12 protein-coding genes and 1 tRNA gene are annotated in these 16,601 nt (G+C 43.9%); 6 read left to right on the forward strand and 7 right to left on the reverse strand.

Annotation, left to right across the window (positions count from 1 at the left end):
• The first annotated feature begins 15 nt into the window (after positions 1–15).
• Both PHI12_02475 and PHI12_02480 read left to right on the forward strand, forming a co-directional pair.
• Positions 16–1,041, forward strand: coding sequence for a class I SAM-dependent methyltransferase (locus PHI12_02475; GenBank protein ID MDD5509668.1), 1,026 nt, complete (start codon positions 16–18; stop codon positions 1,039–1,041).
• A 117-nt stretch (positions 1,042–1,158) separates the two neighbouring features.
• Positions 1,159–2,130: a hypothetical protein gene (locus PHI12_02480; GenBank protein ID MDD5509669.1), complete on the forward strand. Its 972-nt coding sequence runs from the start codon at positions 1,159–1,161 to the stop codon at positions 2,128–2,130.
• A 170-nt stretch (positions 2,131–2,300) separates the two neighbouring features.
• On the opposite strand, the gene PHI12_02485 is transcribed toward PHI12_02480, so the two are convergent.
• Positions 2,301–2,798 carry a hypothetical protein gene (locus PHI12_02485; GenBank protein ID MDD5509670.1) on the reverse strand — a complete coding sequence of 166 codons (498 nt, stop codon included), beginning with the start codon at positions 2,796–2,798 and terminating at the stop codon, positions 2,301–2,303.
• The gene (locus PHI12_02490) at positions 2,779–3,339 is read right to left on the reverse strand and encodes a hypothetical protein (protein MDD5509671.1); all 561 of its coding nucleotides are present in this window, start codon (positions 3,337–3,339) and stop codon (positions 2,779–2,781) included. The genes PHI12_02485 and PHI12_02490 overlap by 20 nt, the downstream gene beginning before the upstream one ends.
• A gap of 300 nt (positions 3,340–3,639) precedes the next feature.
• On the opposite strand from PHI12_02490, the gene PHI12_02495 reads away from it, so the two are divergent.
• The 3 genes from PHI12_02495 to PHI12_02505 are packed head-to-tail and all read left to right on the forward strand — an operon-like array spanning position 3,640 to position 5,556.
• Positions 3,640–4,341 carry a hypothetical protein gene (locus PHI12_02495; GenBank protein ID MDD5509672.1) on the forward strand — a complete coding sequence of 234 codons (702 nt, stop codon included), beginning with the start codon at positions 3,640–3,642 and terminating at the stop codon, positions 4,339–4,341.
• Positions 4,338–4,943: a hypothetical protein gene (locus PHI12_02500; GenBank protein MDD5509673.1), complete on the forward strand. Its 606-nt coding sequence runs from the start codon at positions 4,338–4,340 to the stop codon at positions 4,941–4,943. Before PHI12_02495 ends, PHI12_02500 begins: the two co-directional genes overlap by 4 nt.
• A 37-nt stretch (positions 4,944–4,980) precedes the next feature.
• A complete protein-coding gene (locus PHI12_02505; protein MDD5509674.1) occupies positions 4,981–5,556 on the forward strand; it encodes a hypothetical protein in 576 nt (191 codons plus the stop codon).
• A gap of 455 nt (positions 5,557–6,011) precedes the next feature.
• Here PHI12_02505 and PHI12_02510 read toward each other — a convergent pair.
• The 5 genes from PHI12_02510 to PHI12_02530 all read right to left on the reverse strand — a co-directional run bounded on the left by PHI12_02510 (position 6,012) and on the right by PHI12_02530 (position 11,647).
• Positions 6,012–6,088 (reverse strand) — tRNA-Pro (locus tag PHI12_02510).
• A 276-nt stretch (positions 6,089–6,364) separates the two neighbouring features.
• Complete coding sequence (locus tag PHI12_02515; GenBank protein ID MDD5509675.1) at positions 6,365–7,036, reverse strand: response regulator transcription factor; 672 nt, start codon at positions 7,034–7,036, stop codon at positions 6,365–6,367.
• Positions 7,037–7,138: 102 nt separating this feature from the next.
• A complete protein-coding gene (gene lexA / locus PHI12_02520; GenBank protein MDD5509676.1) occupies positions 7,139–7,783 on the reverse strand; it encodes a transcriptional repressor LexA in 645 nt (214 codons plus the stop codon).
• A gap of 157 nt (positions 7,784–7,940) precedes the next feature.
• Positions 7,941–9,125: a DNA polymerase IV gene (gene dinB / locus PHI12_02525; protein MDD5509677.1), complete on the reverse strand. Its 1,185-nt coding sequence runs from the start codon at positions 9,123–9,125 to the stop codon at positions 7,941–7,943.
• Positions 9,126–9,406: 281 nt separating this feature from the next.
• The gene (locus PHI12_02530; GenBank protein ID MDD5509678.1) at positions 9,407–11,647 is read right to left on the reverse strand and encodes a UvrD-helicase domain-containing protein; all 2,241 of its coding nucleotides are present in this window, start codon (positions 11,645–11,647) and stop codon (positions 9,407–9,409) included.
• A gap of 1,111 nt (positions 11,648–12,758) precedes the next feature.
• Here PHI12_02530 and PHI12_02535 point away from each other — a divergent pair.
• Entirely contained in the window at positions 12,759–16,451 is a 3,693-nt protein-coding gene (locus PHI12_02535; GenBank protein MDD5509679.1) for a hypothetical protein, read from the forward strand.
• Positions 16,452–16,601: the final 150 nt, after the last annotated feature.

A 16,601-nucleotide genomic window follows, 5' to 3' on the forward strand; every position in this document is an offset into this window, starting at 1 on the left:
ATTATTATCGCTATAGTGGTGCTGGCTGTTATCGGCTGTCTGATAGGCCTTACCTACGCAGTTCCCTACAGGAGGAACTTCAAAAGATACCGGCAGATTAAAGCAATCCTCGCCGACCTGGAAGCCCTGAAATCCCACCCGGAACATAAAGAAGGAGCAGAAATTAACATCGAGTTCTTCCGGGTGCTCCGCTTCCCTTTGAGCTATCTCTGGTGGTTGCTGTTCCGGGCACCCCGGCTGAGGAGAGAGCGGGCCAGGATCAGAGAGCTTGCCGACCTGCCCTTTCCCGGATGGCAGGACGAGCTTCTGGAGACGCTCTCCTGGTTTGAGATATGGATGGGTAGAATACTGCGACCGATCAGACAGGCGATTATCGGGGAGTTGGAAAGGCTGAGGAAAATCAAGAAAGAACCGATCGTGATAGCCAGCTTCGGCTGCGGCGGGATGGAGCTGGAGAGGCAGGTCCTATATCAACTACTGAGGAGCCGTTTCAACTTTCCGCTGCTTGTCATCGGCGTCGATTATTCTCCCGCCATTGGTGATGTCATCTCCAGAAAATTCGCCAACCTCGTCTCCAAGGGGATGCTGGAGATAGAGACCGTCTCCCATCTGGGGACCGAAGAGCTGAACAAGCTGAAGGAGAGAGCGGCGGCGCGGCGATTCTCGATAGTACTCTTTAACACCGATGCCTTTGAACTGCAGGCCCTTCCCGAGAACTCCTTCGACCTGGTCTATCACACGCGCTTGAGACATCACCTGAGCCTTGAAGAGCGTGACCGGCTGGACAAGCTCACCATTCACCTGGCGCCGAAGTTTATGGAGCTGGATGACGTATACAATATCCCGGGGATTATGTTGGAGAGCATCTTCCTCTGGCGCTTTCCGGTGGTGCTGAACGGGGGAATTCTCAGCTACTTAAGGGACTTCTCGAAGAAGGAGCTAAAAGCACAGCAGGGCAAGGGCTGGCAGGTAACTATCTACAGCAGATTATTCCCGTGCTACCTCAGGGTCTATCAAAAAGCTCCCGGTGCCGGTGAGTAACCGATAAAACTACCTGTTCCGTTTAACCTGCTGCCGCCTCCGGCCCCGGAATGATTTGTGCCGAATGATTTGTGCTATAATAACCACGAATAATAGATTTTAGAACTGGCGGGTAGTATGGCTATCGAACGGCCGAGGGTGGAAATAGACCATCTAACCAGGATCAACGAGTACGGTCCCGACGACCTTTTCATATGCTGCGCCAGCTTTGAACAGAGGTGCCTTTCCAGCGCCCGCAAGATGAGCGCCAATTACAGGACCAACTACTCCATCATCTTCGTCATCGAGGATTCTCCGGACAAGAAACAGGCCGATACCAACCTGAACAACCTGAAGAGCATGCTGGGGACAAGGAGCTCCAGGGGTATCTTCGTCATCTCCTGCGGGCGCGACAGCCCCAATGAGGGAATCGGCCAGCTTAAGAAAATCTGGGGACAATGCCGGCCCAAGGACAGTGAAAATTCCTTTATTACCATTGACATCAGCGGGTTCACTAAAATATATCTGCTGCAGCTTCTCCACTATCTTGTTGTCGAACTGAAGCTGGGACTGCCCCGAATACTGCACACGACACAGACATATCTCCCCAACAAGCTTACTTCAGGGGTGGCACAGATAACCACCGTGGCCAGCTTCTTCGGCTCCGTCAATGTGGAAAGAGAAAAGGTGCTCATCCTGTTCCTGGGGTTTGAGGCGGAACGCGCGCTTACGGTCTGGAACCACTTCAGCCCGGTCAAGACTATCGCCCTGATAACCAATCCGCCGCGCAACGAGAACCTGAACTACCTGAAGTACGCGGAGAAGAACAACGCCTGCCTGCTCTCGCAGCCTTCCGTGGAGGTAAGGAATGTTCCTGCCGACGATCCCTACGCCGTCAAGAAGGTGCTCGAAGAAATAAGTGATGAGCTGGGCGGTTCATACAATATTATTGTCGGCCCCTTCGGAACCAAGCCCCAGGTTGTCGGGCTGTTCCTTTTCTGGCTGGAATACCCCGGAGTACAGGTAGCCTATTCTCACCCTACCGAGTACACCAGGTCATATCTGATGCGAAAACCGGGTCCCACCCTACTGCTGCCGCTCAATCCTTAACTTATGCTAAGGAAGAAAAGGGGAATAAATCCCGAAAATGTCGGGGAAAAGTCTGCTTTAGCATTCATTTACACAGGAATAGATTGATTTTTGGGGTTATTTTTCTCTAAAGCCGGGAGTTCTTATGGGTTCTCAGCTGTTTTTTGCCCTTGATGAATATTCACTTCTCATTATCTTCTCAAATGTCCGAGAATTTGTAATATCCTGAATGCTGGATTGTTGGTGTCGTAGGTTATTTTACCTGCTTGTTCTAGAAGTTCGTCAACACAAGCAGAGTATCTGTCATTAATAACTAATTCCAGTCCTTGAATCTTCTCCAATTCTATTTCCACACCAGCACTCACTACGGGAGACCAAAACATAAAGCGACGATTTGGAAAAGATTCTTTGGGCAGATGATTCTTTGCATAGTCCCGCATTTTGTCATACTTGTTCTTTATCCTATCTATCGTATTGTTCTTGTTGCTTCCATAGAGCACACCATCTAGATGGGTAGTTACTTCACAAAGATAAGCCGTTTTTGTTGTAAAGTCTAATCCCATAACATCTAGCTCATTCAAACCTGCTAGGCCGCCACCTGGACGGCGGACGTTATAATCAACAAAATTACAGTTCATCTTGAGTTTGAGGTAAGCACCTATCAAGTATTCACCCATTTCCGTTTTCATTTTCCAACCCTTTCTTTGTAGAGCGGATACGTTCCAAATGGCTAGACGTTGTCTCAGCTATCTCATCACATATCTTGATGGTATCCGTTAACTTCCTTTCAAGCAGTTGTTTCTTCATATCGTCGTTCATTTGTATATCCAAGAAAGTCCAATAAAAAGCCGACCTAACCGAAGTCTGGCTAGCTCCAAGCTTACTAAGAAGTGTGGCAATGTCAGGGTGTTCCTCAATCACAAAAGAGTAACGACTTTGTAATGAGAATAGACCTTTCAATATATCGTCTAACTTTATACTTAAAGTTCTAGCAGAATTAACATTTAAGCTCGCAGAGGGGAGCATTAGACCATCTCGTATGACCCTTTTGGCAAAGGCTTCAGTTTTCTTGGTTGCCTCTCCAGTATCTTCGTCTGGAGTTTCTATTTTGAGGTCATTTTGTTCAGCGTATATACCGATTACTCTTACTACAGATTGGGCGTGTACTGAAATACTATCTAGAACGGTATCTTCTACTGGTCGTAGCCTTGCTTCCTTTTCTGCTTTCATTCTTCTATCTACCACCAGATATATCAGGAATAATCCACCCAAAAATACCGAGACCGAAGCTACGATGTTAACCCACAAGTCTGCATTGCGTGTAACGGCAAAATATATTATTCCTGTTAACACACCTAATACAGATAGGATTATTACCAAAGTCCGACTACTCAGATTCCCATACATATGACGTATCGTATTCCTAATTATCTTGTCCGAATTCTATCCCCATACAGTATGGGTGTCAATCCTGTCTTTAGACTGATTAATCTACATCGTATTGTGTTAAAATTTATAGTGGAGGTTAATATGGAGTGGCGAGTTCAATTATCAGGGGATAAATCCGACTTAGAAGAACTGGCAAAGTCACTGAATTCCGATGAATTGAAAATATGGGAAGATGATGGCAAGTTTATTCTTAGCTCTTCAGATTTTGATAGTCTGAATGAATCACAGGATGTTAGGGATAATGCAGAGATTAAACTTAACTATATCAATGGCTGCGCAAAGCTGAAACAATCTTTTCAGCAACCGATTACAATTGACGGAGTTGAGTCTCTTAGTCAAGACGGAAAGCGCAGTGTGTATATATCTGTTCCACCTGCTTCTATAGTAGTTAGGACGCATAACCCAACAGTTTTGATAAATGGTAGAGAAGAAGGAGCCTATATATACGATGAACTAGGAAGATATGTCTTAATAGCTAAGAAAGATAATAATGTAGCAGAAGTTTTCAATTGTCTGAAAGAAGAAGATGACCCAAGGACTTTGTTTAACATATTTGAGATTATCAGGAGTGATGTTGGGGGTGAAGAGAATATACGTGATAATGGATGGGCTTCTTTAAACAAAATTAGGTTATTCAGACAAACGGTTAATTTCGCAGGGGAAAAGGCTCGTCACCGAGGGGGCAAGCATCCACCGCCCAAGAATCCAATGTCGTTAGCTGAAACAAAGACTTTTATTCATAATCTCGTAAAGTGCTGGCTAGATTCTAAGATTCCTGCATGAGTAATTTAGAGAATATGCAAAGTGAATTAAGACCCAATAAGTCAGAAATACAATTCCTAACACTTGCGTATAACCGATTCTATGACATCTTTGAAGAAGTTATGGTTGATTCCTTTTGGGGAAAGAATTCTTGGTATCGTTTTTCAAAGGTGAAGGATGGATTCGCAGTTTATTCTGAACTACTGAACTACGAACCATTACAGTGGGTTCTTGAGGATATGAAAATGTCCAGACAACCGATGGAAGCGGAAATTGCTAAAGAATTATTCAAATTTGTCAGAAATGTAATTATCCACTTCCCCTTCTTTGATAGTTGGGACGATGTTTGGTTTAGTCAATCACTAGTTAATTGTTTCAAAGACAGTCAATTCATTGATAAGTTTGTTATGAAATACAAGGGTAAGGAAACTGTGAAATATAGGTTCTGGGAAGCAACCAAGAAGAGGATGACTTATTTAAGCATACACTTCCCAGAACATTATGAAGACGATACTCAGATATACTTGAAAGACGTCCTATCGGAAAAAGAAGGCGTAAAGTTTGCATTCATTCTAATGAAAAAAGTCCTTGACACCCAAGTTCTAAGTGCACAGTGGCAATAGACATCTACTGTGCAGAAACAGTCAAATAGTGGTGAATATGGATAGGGAAGAGATTTCTAAAGCAATCAAACGCAAGCAATTGGAGGATTCATTGAAGCAGGATTTTATGGGCACGCTAGATGAGCGAATATCACGCTATCAGGAACTTGATTATATCAAGGTCATTCCTAATGCTCATTTCGCTTCCGTTTCTGCTGAGTGCGTCCTTCTATATGGTGATGGACACTTTCTAGCTTGCATAGCACTATGCCAAGCAGTAGCAGAAGCAATAGTTCGGTTAATGTGCGAAAGAAGTAAATTTCCATCAATTTCTAAGGACTATGGAAAAAACGTCGAGAAACTCCAAAAAAGAGGAATTGAACCTGATTGTAGCGAACTATTCAAGGAAATATGGAAGGGCAGAAATGATTACCATCATCTGAATCCTGAGATTCCAACTGAAAGAAGTAAATTACAGGATATAGCAAAGAGCAAGATAACTACTCTCCATAAGATTGAATCAAAGGTTTTTGATTTTACCTGGACAAAGGACGGTGCAATCTCTCCAAGATACTCTGAGTATTGGGACATTGAGAACGGACTTTTAAATGTATTTCTTCGGTTTGAACCTTAGCAAAACCTTTTGACTCAATTTCCTCTTCCTCTTAAATCAACCATGATAGAAACGAAACCAATTATCCCAAATGTTAGACTAAGCCAATCACCGAACCCCCAAGGGGTATTTGAGAACGCAGGTGATACATCGTATGATTTGACTCTAATGACAAACCAGAGCCAAGATACTACCAATGTCGCGTGAATTGATAACGATGGCACGTTTTTAGGCGCTATTTGGCGCTATTTTGAATGCTTATTTTAATGGCTATAGTTTAGCATTGGTAAAAAACCGCTAGATTTTGCTATACGGATAGTGACCCAGTTTAGTGTTGCCGATTGATAGAGCGGGTAAGGGGCACTTTGGAGTGAGATCAGTTGCGACGAGACGACGTAGATTGTCTCTGGAATACCTTGGGAATTACTTACTGACAACCCTTCCCGTCTGCTGGAGAGGAGCCCTGCGAACAAAAATGGTCGGGGTGGACGGATTCGAACCGTCGACCACCTGAACCCCATTCAGGTGCGCTACCTGGCTGCGCTACACCCCGACGAAGTGTCCTCGGCCAAATGGCCATCGTCCCAGTGGTGGTAACCTTCGTTAACATATTAATGATCGCGTTTTCCACGCCACTAACTCTCTTCGGAATAAGAATCCACCCGCCAGATAGTAGCCATCCCCTTTTCCAAGAAGCCCGGCTACTTCTAAAAGACAATGTGCAGGGACTGAAGTAACTACCTTACTAGTGATCCTAGTCATCTCTCTATTCCCCGCTGAGGCTTTAGTCTATCAAGTTCGCTCGGCTGATGTCAAGGAAAAAGAGTGGCTAGTCACGCTCAGGACTGAGCCATCCGTTTCGCATGGCTTTTAAAGCCGCTTCGGTCCGGGAAGCTACATGCATCTTGCCATAAATATTTGCCAAATGTTGCTTGACCGTGCGTGGACCGACACCAAGCTCGACGGCAATCGCCGTATTAGTTATACCCTTAGCCGCCAATCTTAGAACCTCAAGCTCCCGGCGTGTCAGGTGTTCCGCCGCATTCACAGCGGTCTTCCGTGGTCGGATAGCTTGTGTCAGAATTCTCTGTTCTACCGTAGAATCGCAGACAAACACTCCCGCTCTGAGGAATGGAATAGACTTTATCAGTTTGTCAGCATCATCGCTTTTCAGCAGGCAGCCACCGGCACCAGCCCTAAGCATATCCCCAATATATTCTTCATTCTCTAACGCAGTCAAGACAAGGATGGCACCTTCGGGATGCTGTGCCCTAACTCGCTTTACAGTTTCCACGCTGTCCTGCTTACCCATGCGTGCTTCCATAACAATGACATCAGGTTTGAGTTCCCGGGCTAGTTTGACCGTCTGGTTGCCATCATCGGCTTCACCAACTACCTCAAAGTCTGGCTCAGCCTCAAAGATGCGCCGTATGCCCTGCCGTACCATACGTTGCCCATCGGCAAGAAGTATCCTGGTTTTTTGTTTCTCTTCCCCCGGCACGCTTCCCTCCCTTTAATTTGAGGAGGGACAACACTCCAATCGCCTTCACGTTCTAGCTCAACCGAATAATTAGCGCTTGGGGGTTTAGTCCCTATAAATCACCTAGCGCGAATCCAGGCTATATTTCCTTAACACGGCTATCACTCGCCCCTGCACCTGTAACTTGCTCGAGTCGACGTAGATGGGATTCATGCTCTCGTTGGCAGGTTGTAGGCGTATGTGGTTCGGCTCATAGTATATTTTCTTCAGGGTAACCTCTTGTCTATCGGTCAGCCAGGCGGCGACCATTTGGCCGTTCTCCACTGCGGAAGTTGCCTCCAGAACTACGATATCACCGTCATCTACGAAGGCATCAATCATGGATTTACCCTTCACTCTAAGAGCGAAAACCTGGATATTACTCGGTAACATGCCAGCCGGCACCTCGACGGTTTCCTGGGCAGTCATATTCCAGGTTTCCTCGGTGGGTACAGGGATTGGCTGTCCGGCGGCTATTACCCCGGGTAATATAACAGCCCGGGATCTCTTACCGATTCCAGAAATATTCATCGCCCGCGCTACCTCTGGTACCCGGTTAATGACACCCTGCTCTTCAAGAGCTTTCAAGTGGTACTCGACAAGTGATTTAGAGCTAAGGCCTAGGGCATTCTGTATCTCCGCCATGGTTGGGGCGTAACCCTTTTCTTCGATAAAACTGCGAGTAAAATCGACTATACGCCGTCGGGTATCAACTACTTTCTCTAGCATCTCTCTGGTCCTCACAGTTGTACTTATGTCCAATGGGCTAATTGTAGCACATCTGTGCAATTTGTCAAGGGTTTTTTGTCGTATTTCTTAAAGGAGAGATTCTGCCTAGGGGCTGGATTTAGTTATGTATCGATGCGGTGATCATGTGCTTTTTGCTTCAAGACTGAAATGAAATGTCCTTAAGCCGTATTGCGCGTCCGGTCTGGATGGCATCAAACCCATGCCTATCTCGGATGCCGTCTATGGCTTTGTTCAATGCCTCCAGCTTTCGGGCCGATGGGGCGAATAGCGTTGCCTGTTGACTCAATTCCACCAGGTTCGAAACACCAATACCAATCAGCCGTACCGCCTGTCTTTCCTTAGCTAATGCCCGCTCGAGTAAATCAAGGCCTGTTTCAAATATCGCCCGGTCGGTATCAATACCTTCGCGAAGCGTGCGACTGCGGGTGATAGTTGAGAAATCTGCATACCTTAACTTGAGAGTCACACACTTTGCCTGTTTGCTCTTCTTCCGAAGGTCAGATCCTACCTTTTCGCTTTGAGCCCATAGAGTTGCCTCGAGATACGAATGGTCTCTGGTATCCTCCCCAAAAGTGTTCTCCCGACTGATCGACTTAGCTTCACCGGGTGGCAATACCGGTCTGTCATCAATACCATTAGCATAACGACACAGCATTTCCCCAGCGGCACCGAGATTACTTTTTAGAGCGCGAGGAGATATTCGGGATAGTGCGCCTATTGTATGCACTCCCAAGCCCTTGATAACCTTCACAGTCTGCTTCCCAACCCCGGGCAGTTTTTCTACAGGTAGAGGTGCTAGAAAACCTTGTTCTTCACCTTGAGCTACTTCAATCAGACCATCCGGTTTGGAAAGCTCTGATGCAACTTTGGCGACTACTTTGCAGCCCGCTATACCAACTGAAGCACAGAGTCCCAATTCACTCTGAATTCGCTGTTTCATTTCGTCTGCCATTTGCCGAATGGAACCGTGTATCGATTCAAAACCGGTTACATCCAGATAAGCTTCGTCGATCCCCATCGGTTCAATAAATGGGGAAAATGCATTAAGAATTACCATAAACCTCCGGGAGAATTCGCGGTACTTGGTAAAATTCCCTTCGATAAAGATGGCTTCCGGACACAATCGGGCAGCGGTAGCCAGTGGCATGCCGGAGTGAAGACCAAAAGCTCGCGCTTCATAGGAAGCTGTCGCGACTACCCCTCTTCGGTCAGGTTTGCCACCGACTACAACAGGTTTACCTTTGAGTTCGGGATTAAGGACCTGTTCCACAGACACGAAGAAAGAGTCGAGGTCGATATGGATGATAGTCCTTCTTGCCATATGATTACCCTGGACCACTCGAGAAATTAGCTATGTAGTTTTATTGTAACACAGTCACCATGCTCAGCAAGATAAATGCGATTCATGATTAATTATAAGTTGTACGAAATAGATAAGAAATAGAATTCTACGCTAGGTTCCAGTCCTCTTTGGTAGACCGTGCAGGACAAAAGGTAAAACCTTTTCCAGAACCTTTGCCCTCGTTTGTTGAAATCTGCTTTACATTATGTAAGAAGGTATCTATCTTAGAACAGCTTTGCCTACCGTTCGGCTGTATTCCTTTAGCCAGCTGCAAGTTGATCATTGTCGTTCCAATTAATCTTACGAGTGTATCCACAGCGCGGGTAATTAGAACACCCCATAAAGTGTTCACTCGTCTTGGAATTAAGACGCATAACCAAATTACCTTTCTTGCATCTTGGGCATTTAAGACTAGAATTAAAGTCGACTCTTTCGACATTATCGAGTGGTACCAAATTGACTTCAGGGTGGCATATGATATCATCGATAAAACAAGAGGGATTTTGATTTGGTACTAAAATATAAACACTATTCTTAGTCCTGGTTAGCGCAACGTAAAACAATCTACGCTCTTCTGCAAAAGCAAACTTATCAGGTTCACTTAAGACAAGCTGAAGCATTTCATCGTCTTCGATCTCATTCGGAAAGCCCAGAAGGCCGCACTCCCCATTAGCGATTATCACATTATCGGCTTCTTGCCCCTTTGCTTTATGCACAGTAAGATAATACATATTGAGTTTAGGGTATTTCTCATATACGATTTTGTGCTTCTCTCTAGATCTATCGTATGAAAGTCGGAAGGTTTTATCGCTTTTATCGTTCATGAATTCCAGATCATATTTTGTTCTACCAAGGACCATAATACTATTATTGACGCCATATTCTTCTACAAGCATATCAACCGCTTTCACAAAGGCAATTCTCTTATCTTCAACGCCGCTATTATAAATGATCAGGCGAATAGGTTTATCTCTGTGCTTTTCTGAGGTCAGATTCTTGGGAATCTGATCCTTGTTCCTTAATATGAAATCACCTGCCATGCTGAGTAACCCTTGCGGACTCCTATATGTTGTCTCCAGCTTGAATAACTCACACGGAATATTATTCTGTTCAAACTTAGAAAATAGTTTAATATCACTTCCAGCGAACCTAAACACCGACTGCCAATCATCACCCACTGCGAAAAGATTGGCATTAGTGTTATCAACCAATCGATTTATCAAGTTGTATCTGCTAAGTGATATGTCTTGGTACTCATCTATCATCACTTGCTTATAGGTAAATTTCATGTCCGATACAAGTGCCGTAGCTCTTATAATCATGTCATCAAAATCTATGGTATTTGTTTCATGCAAACAGTCCTCATAGTAAGTGAAGAAATTATTAAAAATGCGCATGAACAGCTTTGTCCTAATACTCCCAGGATCAGCATTTAACTTCGAGCCATTAGCTTTGTATAGAGATAGGAATGACCTTATCAGTTTGGTGAATTCCTCAAACAGACGGTCCGCACCATCAATGTATACTTTCTTGTAAAATTCGCTGCAATCGATTGGCTTGAATTGCACATTGTAACTACTGAGAGTCTCCTTAAGTTTGTGAAATATATTACCGTCCTGACACTGGAAAGAATAGGTCTCGATTAGCACACTACGATTGGCTTTGTGTACCCTGCGTTTCCACTCCATTGAAGATTCATATTTATGTCTCTCTCGTTCATCAGATAAGAAACTGGCTCTCATATTGCGGTCTACACCAAAATGCTCAATATAGATGTCATAATTCGGTAAGTAAAAATCTGGCCTATAAAGACTAACTGAACTGTTGGGGAATGAATTACCTTTGTAGTTAGTTTCGTACTCATATTCAATTCCATTGAGGAACAGATAGTTAGCTATCTGCAACTCCTCGAAGCTTCTAACATATTCTCCTTTGTGAGTCTTTAACCTTTTACCAGTCCTTGATCCTGTCGAAAATGAGTGACGCGCCATTTTGCTTTTAAGGGTTTCCAAATCCATTATCTTTAACGTCTCTATTTGATCCTCGAAATACTTTCCTTTCTTGGCTGGATTTTGATACAGGAAATAAGCGCAGAAATGAATCAGGTCACGAACATTAGCCTCACTTTGGAAGATATACTCGCCGAAGTACTTCTTAAAGATTCGACTAATGCCGTTTTCGTCTAGTATATCTTGAACTACATCAGGACCTCTTCTAAGAATATTCAAGCCGAAACTGTGGAACGTGTATACATCAACGTCGATTTCTAATCTTTCGCGTATGCGTTTCCTCATCTCCTCAGCCGCTTTCCTCGTGAATGTAATCAACAGGATATCTCCAGGTTTCACCCCTTTACGTGTAACCAGATATTTAACCTTTGCAGATATCGTCAGTGTTTTCCCGGAACCAGCACCTGCTGCCACAAGACAATTCATCTCACCATTTACGACAGCAGTGCGCTGTTGTTCATCCAGACTCTTCCCATCAATATCGTCAAACATCTGTGAACACTCGTCTAATTCACGTTGGATATACTCTCTATTCCAAATCTGTACATAGTTATCGAAATTCTCATAATGATCTATGAAATTGCTGATGATGCGGTGGTTTATGTTAACCTCATTCAACTTTGGGGGCCATTTCTTTATTGATTTCAGGACGTTATATGCGTCCTCATAGATCGTCAAGCCAGTTCGCTTCACTATTTTCGAAATATAGTCTTTCTTCAGCTCTGAAATATAATCCTCAAAGTCTTGAGCTGAATCGTAATGTTTCTTGAAGGCTACAGGATCAAAACGTTTGTTTCGTCTGCGACAAATCGCGACAATAATTATCGACACGATAATAATAAGAAAGATCAATCCTGGAATGTTCATTGGTTGTCATTATACTATCTCTGGCAACAAACGAGGAAGCTACTCAATAATGCGGGGGAGGGGCAATCAATTGGCTGGGGAGTTGACAGAATCGGTTCGAATCCCCTTAGGTGGGCTTAGGGGGACGATACCTAGAACTCTTAACAAGCCTCGAAAGGTATCGGGACAATCAACGCATGTATTTTCAGCGACTTTCCCTTGGCCACCGGGCAAAGAAGAAATAAAAATCTGCCATTCTCATTCGATATTGAATTGAATCCTGGTGTATTATCTTTCTCTGTACTTGTTGGCATGAAATCATATTGTGGGAATCGATTTCTGAACACTCCGATGAGTGGTATGTGCAAGCCTTAGGTTAACAGGTGCAAGCGTGAGCCGTGGTATTCTTGCACTTTTCTTGCACTGCTAGCTTTGCACTGCCACCGGGCCAGGGCTTATATAGGGGGGAGGGGGGTAGCTTGTGCAACGCTTGCGGCCAAGAGTAACCGGACCACTAAACCGTGCATAAAAGAGGCCGCGGGAAAAAGTGCATGCAAAGGTGACGGGTGCAAAGGAGTGCCCCGATTATTTGCCGGCTACCTGATGGGCTTGGTTATCATGGGTGCCAAGACGATGGTTTGTTCAACTAGTTGACAAGAAGATTTCTTGTGAACGCACTCATATTCCGGATATTCAATGGAGATATTCCTGAAAAGCTGATATATTAACAGGAAACAGAGATTACGGATCTGGTGATTTGGAAGCCAAACTTAGAAAAGTAATTTCAGCAGCAGCTGCTTGGCCACCAAACAGGAATTTTCTTTACTACTGTCTATATCTTTGGTTAAAGCTACCTGATTTATCCAAAAACGTCAACATGGATTCAGATGACCTATCACACTTGTTATCGCAGCTCATAGATTCAATTCCCCAAAAGGATGCATCTTTATTAGCCAGCATAAGTGATATCTACGTAGCAGATCAAAGAACCGACATACCGATTGGCTGGCATAACAAACCTTACCGCTTTTTCTTCGGTGATATGGAGCGTCCTCTCGCGTTAATGGGTAAATTTCTTGAAGACTTCGTTCCGTTAGATGAACTTTTTCGCAATAAGTCAGGATTCAGCCCTTCAGCTTTAGTCAGTTTGTCATTGTTGCAACAAGACGTACTAATTGGTGAACTTGAGAGGTTAACTAGCGACGTTGATTCTAACCCGAGTAATTTTCTGGAGGCACCTCCTTTAGACTTCCAAAGGAAATGGTGGCAATGCTTAATAGGGTCTTGGAATACGGCATATAATGCTCTCTCAGCGAGCTACATACGGGAAATAGAGACTTGGCTAAAAACGGAGGCAAGAAAGCCAGAATCAAAGGAAGTATCCATAGACTACGAAACTGTGACTAATCTATTCATCATATTTGAGAATGGTAGAGGGTATATCATCCCGTTCCCTCAAATGTGGTTGAGTCGTTTAGTGAGTTTATTCACACAGCAAGCAAGGATATTAACCGCAGACCCGGCAATAAACAGGACAATCGCATATAGTACTAAAGAAAGAACTATTGAATACTTAGCAATGCTTAGTCATCAGACTCCTGACGTAATGTTATTTCCAGATGTTCATCTAAAGCGGGGAAGTGAAACCTCAAAGGAAATAGACGCCATACTACTCGTGGATATCGACAAATTAATAGCCGTGAAATCAGCAGCAGGTATCGATCCAGAAGAATTCCAAAAGAGCGTTGACTGCGCTCGCATGAGTATTTCAAACGTTTGTGACCTCATTAGTAAACTAGATGATACTCATCAGCTTTCAGTAGTTAGAGACTCTGATCAAAAAACATTGAGCTTAGACCCCAGTGTCGAGTTCACTGTATATCCGCTAATAATAACCAACCAGATTGTCTTGGAGCCTATCGTTATAGGCCTGGAGAGTACTCCGACGAATACGGAAGTAATGATGCTCACAGATTTAAAAGCGATGACTCATGATATTGAAGATGCTCTAGATTTTGTCCGCTTCCTGAAGGCGATATATCGGTTAAGGGAATCGAATATACGGTTAATATATACTGACTTCCTTGACGTATGGGGTTGGTACCGAGACAACGGCCACAACTTCCTTTGGTCTGCTGATAAATACCCTAATGCTATGTTTGTAGAACCACATCTATACTCACAAAAAGAAACTCAGAGTTTGTCGGAAATAGCAATTTTGCGCCGATTGATGATAGAACAAGGTGTTCCAGAACGATGTAAGTGCCCTAAGATTAACCAAGACACGTTTAGATTGATGGATCCGATTTCGCTAATTGGGATAGTAGTCAGAACTTCTACTCTCGTACCTAACACGTTAACTATACACGTGTGCTCAAGAGAAAGTCATATTGATGATGTTACCCATAATGAGTCACTATCTGAGTCAATACTACGCAGATACGAAGAGATTCGTGACACTGCGAAAGAACTAATCAATTCTGCTCCCAAAGATAGCCAGGATAGGCTTGTGATTTGGCTTTATGGTGAACGAACTCTTCGCTCTTCGCCATCTCTAGATCATTTAGTCGTTCATCTCGATAACAATCCACAGGAATGTGTCATTAGTAGGGGTGTAATACTACCCCAAAAGGGAATAGGTGTCGCTATACTCTACCGAGACAGTCTGCTTGAACTCATGGGGCAAGACACAATTGAAGGAGAGCTACTTCTGACGAAAGCTATACTCAAAGGTATTGCGTATGCAGTTAAAGCACCACATAACGTTGTAGATTCATTGCTAGCAAAGGTTAATATTTCTAGCAGGAAAGGAATAAATGTAACCGGAATATACACCAATCATACTTGGAATAAGCCAAGCGCACCGCACAAGAGAAGTCTTTCGACCAAAGCGCAGACAACAGTAGAAATAGCTGGGATGCTAGCATCAATAGGTGTAAAACCAGCCCAGTATCGAGGTCAACAAGCACGTGATTTGATTAATCATAGAGTCTTTCCTTTCCTACGGGATCGTCTGGACAATAATCTTCAGGAATTAGAGATCAATGAGGCAGTTCGTTGGGGCTATTTCCAAGTAGAAAACTCCTCGGCCTATTACCAGATTGAGCGTATAAGATTAGGATCGGCAGCAACCTCTCTTGAGCTAGAATATGACTTCGGGAAAGCTGCTTATAATATGCAGAGTGCAAATGTTCAAGTCATTGAAGCTGGTAGTCTGATTCTGGAGAGACTTGCCTTGAGACGACCTTCTGGAACAAAGGGGATCACTCGCGAATTAGGAGAGGCTCTGCTGGATTATGCAATTGCATTGCTTGAGTATAGCCAACTTAGCGAACGAGACTATCATAACATAGAAGAAATTGCCTTCGAAATAAGAACTGATTATGCCTTTAAACTCGATTTAGCAAAGGACAGCGTTTTGAGTATTGACTCTTGGCAATCAGATCATGCATCAGAGGATTTCAGCCGAGAACAGCCGCTTAGGTCTAAATCAACGAAGAACAGAAGAGAACGCTATCCCGATGGTGACCCGGAATTGAAAGACATTAGTACGGAGTTTCACAATCAATTCAATTACAGACTCGCCGATTTGCTTGAAGTATTGATGGGTTTAAGTACTTTTCCGGTTAATCCCCATGATAGCCTTTTCCCCTTGGCTTCTGCGGATGAAAACGTATTGCTAGATTATCTATGCTCTGTAGTAATAGATTGCCACAGATCGGAGGCTAAGAAGGCCTTAGCTAGTTTGTGCCTAAAAAACGATTCACTAGGAGAGGATTGGAAACCTTGGCTCCTGAGGGGCCGCAGATACCGTTTTACTATATGTCCGCTATTTCATTTGGGTGATAATTATGTTTTCGGGCCATGGTACGTCGAGCGTACTTGTAAGGTGTGGTTAGCTTATCTTAATGAGGGTAAACTGCCAATACCTGATAGTGAGTTATCTATACAATTACGCGATGCTCTGCAACAGTTTCGTGACCGAAAGAATCGTCAATTGGAAGACGACGTAGCCGCTGAAATCGACAGACTAGAATTACCCAAGATTGGACCCAGAATACAGCGTCCTGAGGAGCTGTGGGGATCTAGTGACGACTCGCCTGTTGGCGAGATTGATATCTTAGTTGCTGACGTGAGCAATAAAGAACTATACGTTCTTGAAGTAAAAGACCCTACGAGAACGTTAACGATTTATGATATAGGTAATCAGCTTAGAGATTACTACGAAGGAGACGCCTGTTTCCAGAACAAGTTATTGAAAAAGACAAATTATATAGAGAGCCGTCTACCTGCTGTACTTTTCACCATGGGAATAAATCAGAATGCCAACTGGCAGGTCAAACAAGTGTTTATCACGCGTTTTCCTATTGCAGCGGCCTACTATAAGGAGCGTAAATGCCGGTTTTTGACCCTAAGGAATATGGGGTTATTGAAGTCCCACGACGTATAAGTGCAGTTCCATAACATCAGATTATTAGCAACAGTAAAGGGCTACAGTCATGTTATATGTACTAGCCAACCCCTTCGGTTAGCAGTTATTAGTCTCCTCTTGCCTGACTCTAATCTAGTCTGTTGGATCTCGAATTACACCCACTTCTTA

This window comes from Dehalococcoidales bacterium, assembly GCA_028716225.1.
Taxonomy (GTDB): domain Bacteria; phylum Chloroflexota; class Dehalococcoidia; order Dehalococcoidales; family UBA5760; genus UBA5760.

Excerpts from the sequence above, each read along its gene's own strand:
- PHI12_02480 (MDD5509669.1), top strand. The coding sequence starts at position 1,159 with ATGGCTATCGAACGGCCGAGGGTGGAAATAGACCATCTAACCAGGATC.
- PHI12_02485 (MDD5509670.1), bottom strand. The coding sequence starts at position 2,798 with ATGAAAACGGAAATGGGTGAATACTTGATAGGTGCTTACCTCAAACTC.
- PHI12_02490 (MDD5509671.1), bottom strand. The coding sequence starts at position 3,339 with ATGAAAGCAGAAAAGGAAGCAAGGCTACGACCAGTAGAAGATACCGTT.
- PHI12_02495 (MDD5509672.1), top strand. The coding sequence starts at position 3,640 with ATGGAGTGGCGAGTTCAATTATCAGGGGATAAATCCGACTTAGAAGAA.
- PHI12_02500 (MDD5509673.1), top strand. The coding sequence starts at position 4,338 with ATGAGTAATTTAGAGAATATGCAAAGTGAATTAAGACCCAATAAGTCA.
- PHI12_02505 (MDD5509674.1), top strand. The coding sequence starts at position 4,981 with ATGGATAGGGAAGAGATTTCTAAAGCAATCAAACGCAAGCAATTGGAG.
- lexA (MDD5509676.1), bottom strand. The coding sequence starts at position 7,783 with ATGCTAGAGAAAGTAGTTGATACCCGACGGCGTATAGTCGATTTTACT.
- dinB (MDD5509677.1), bottom strand. The coding sequence starts at position 9,125 with ATGGCAAGAAGGACTATCATCCATATCGACCTCGACTCTTTCTTCGTG.
- PHI12_02530 (MDD5509678.1), bottom strand. The coding sequence starts at position 11,647 with ATGTTTGACGATATTGATGGGAAGAGTCTGGATGAACAACAGCGCACT.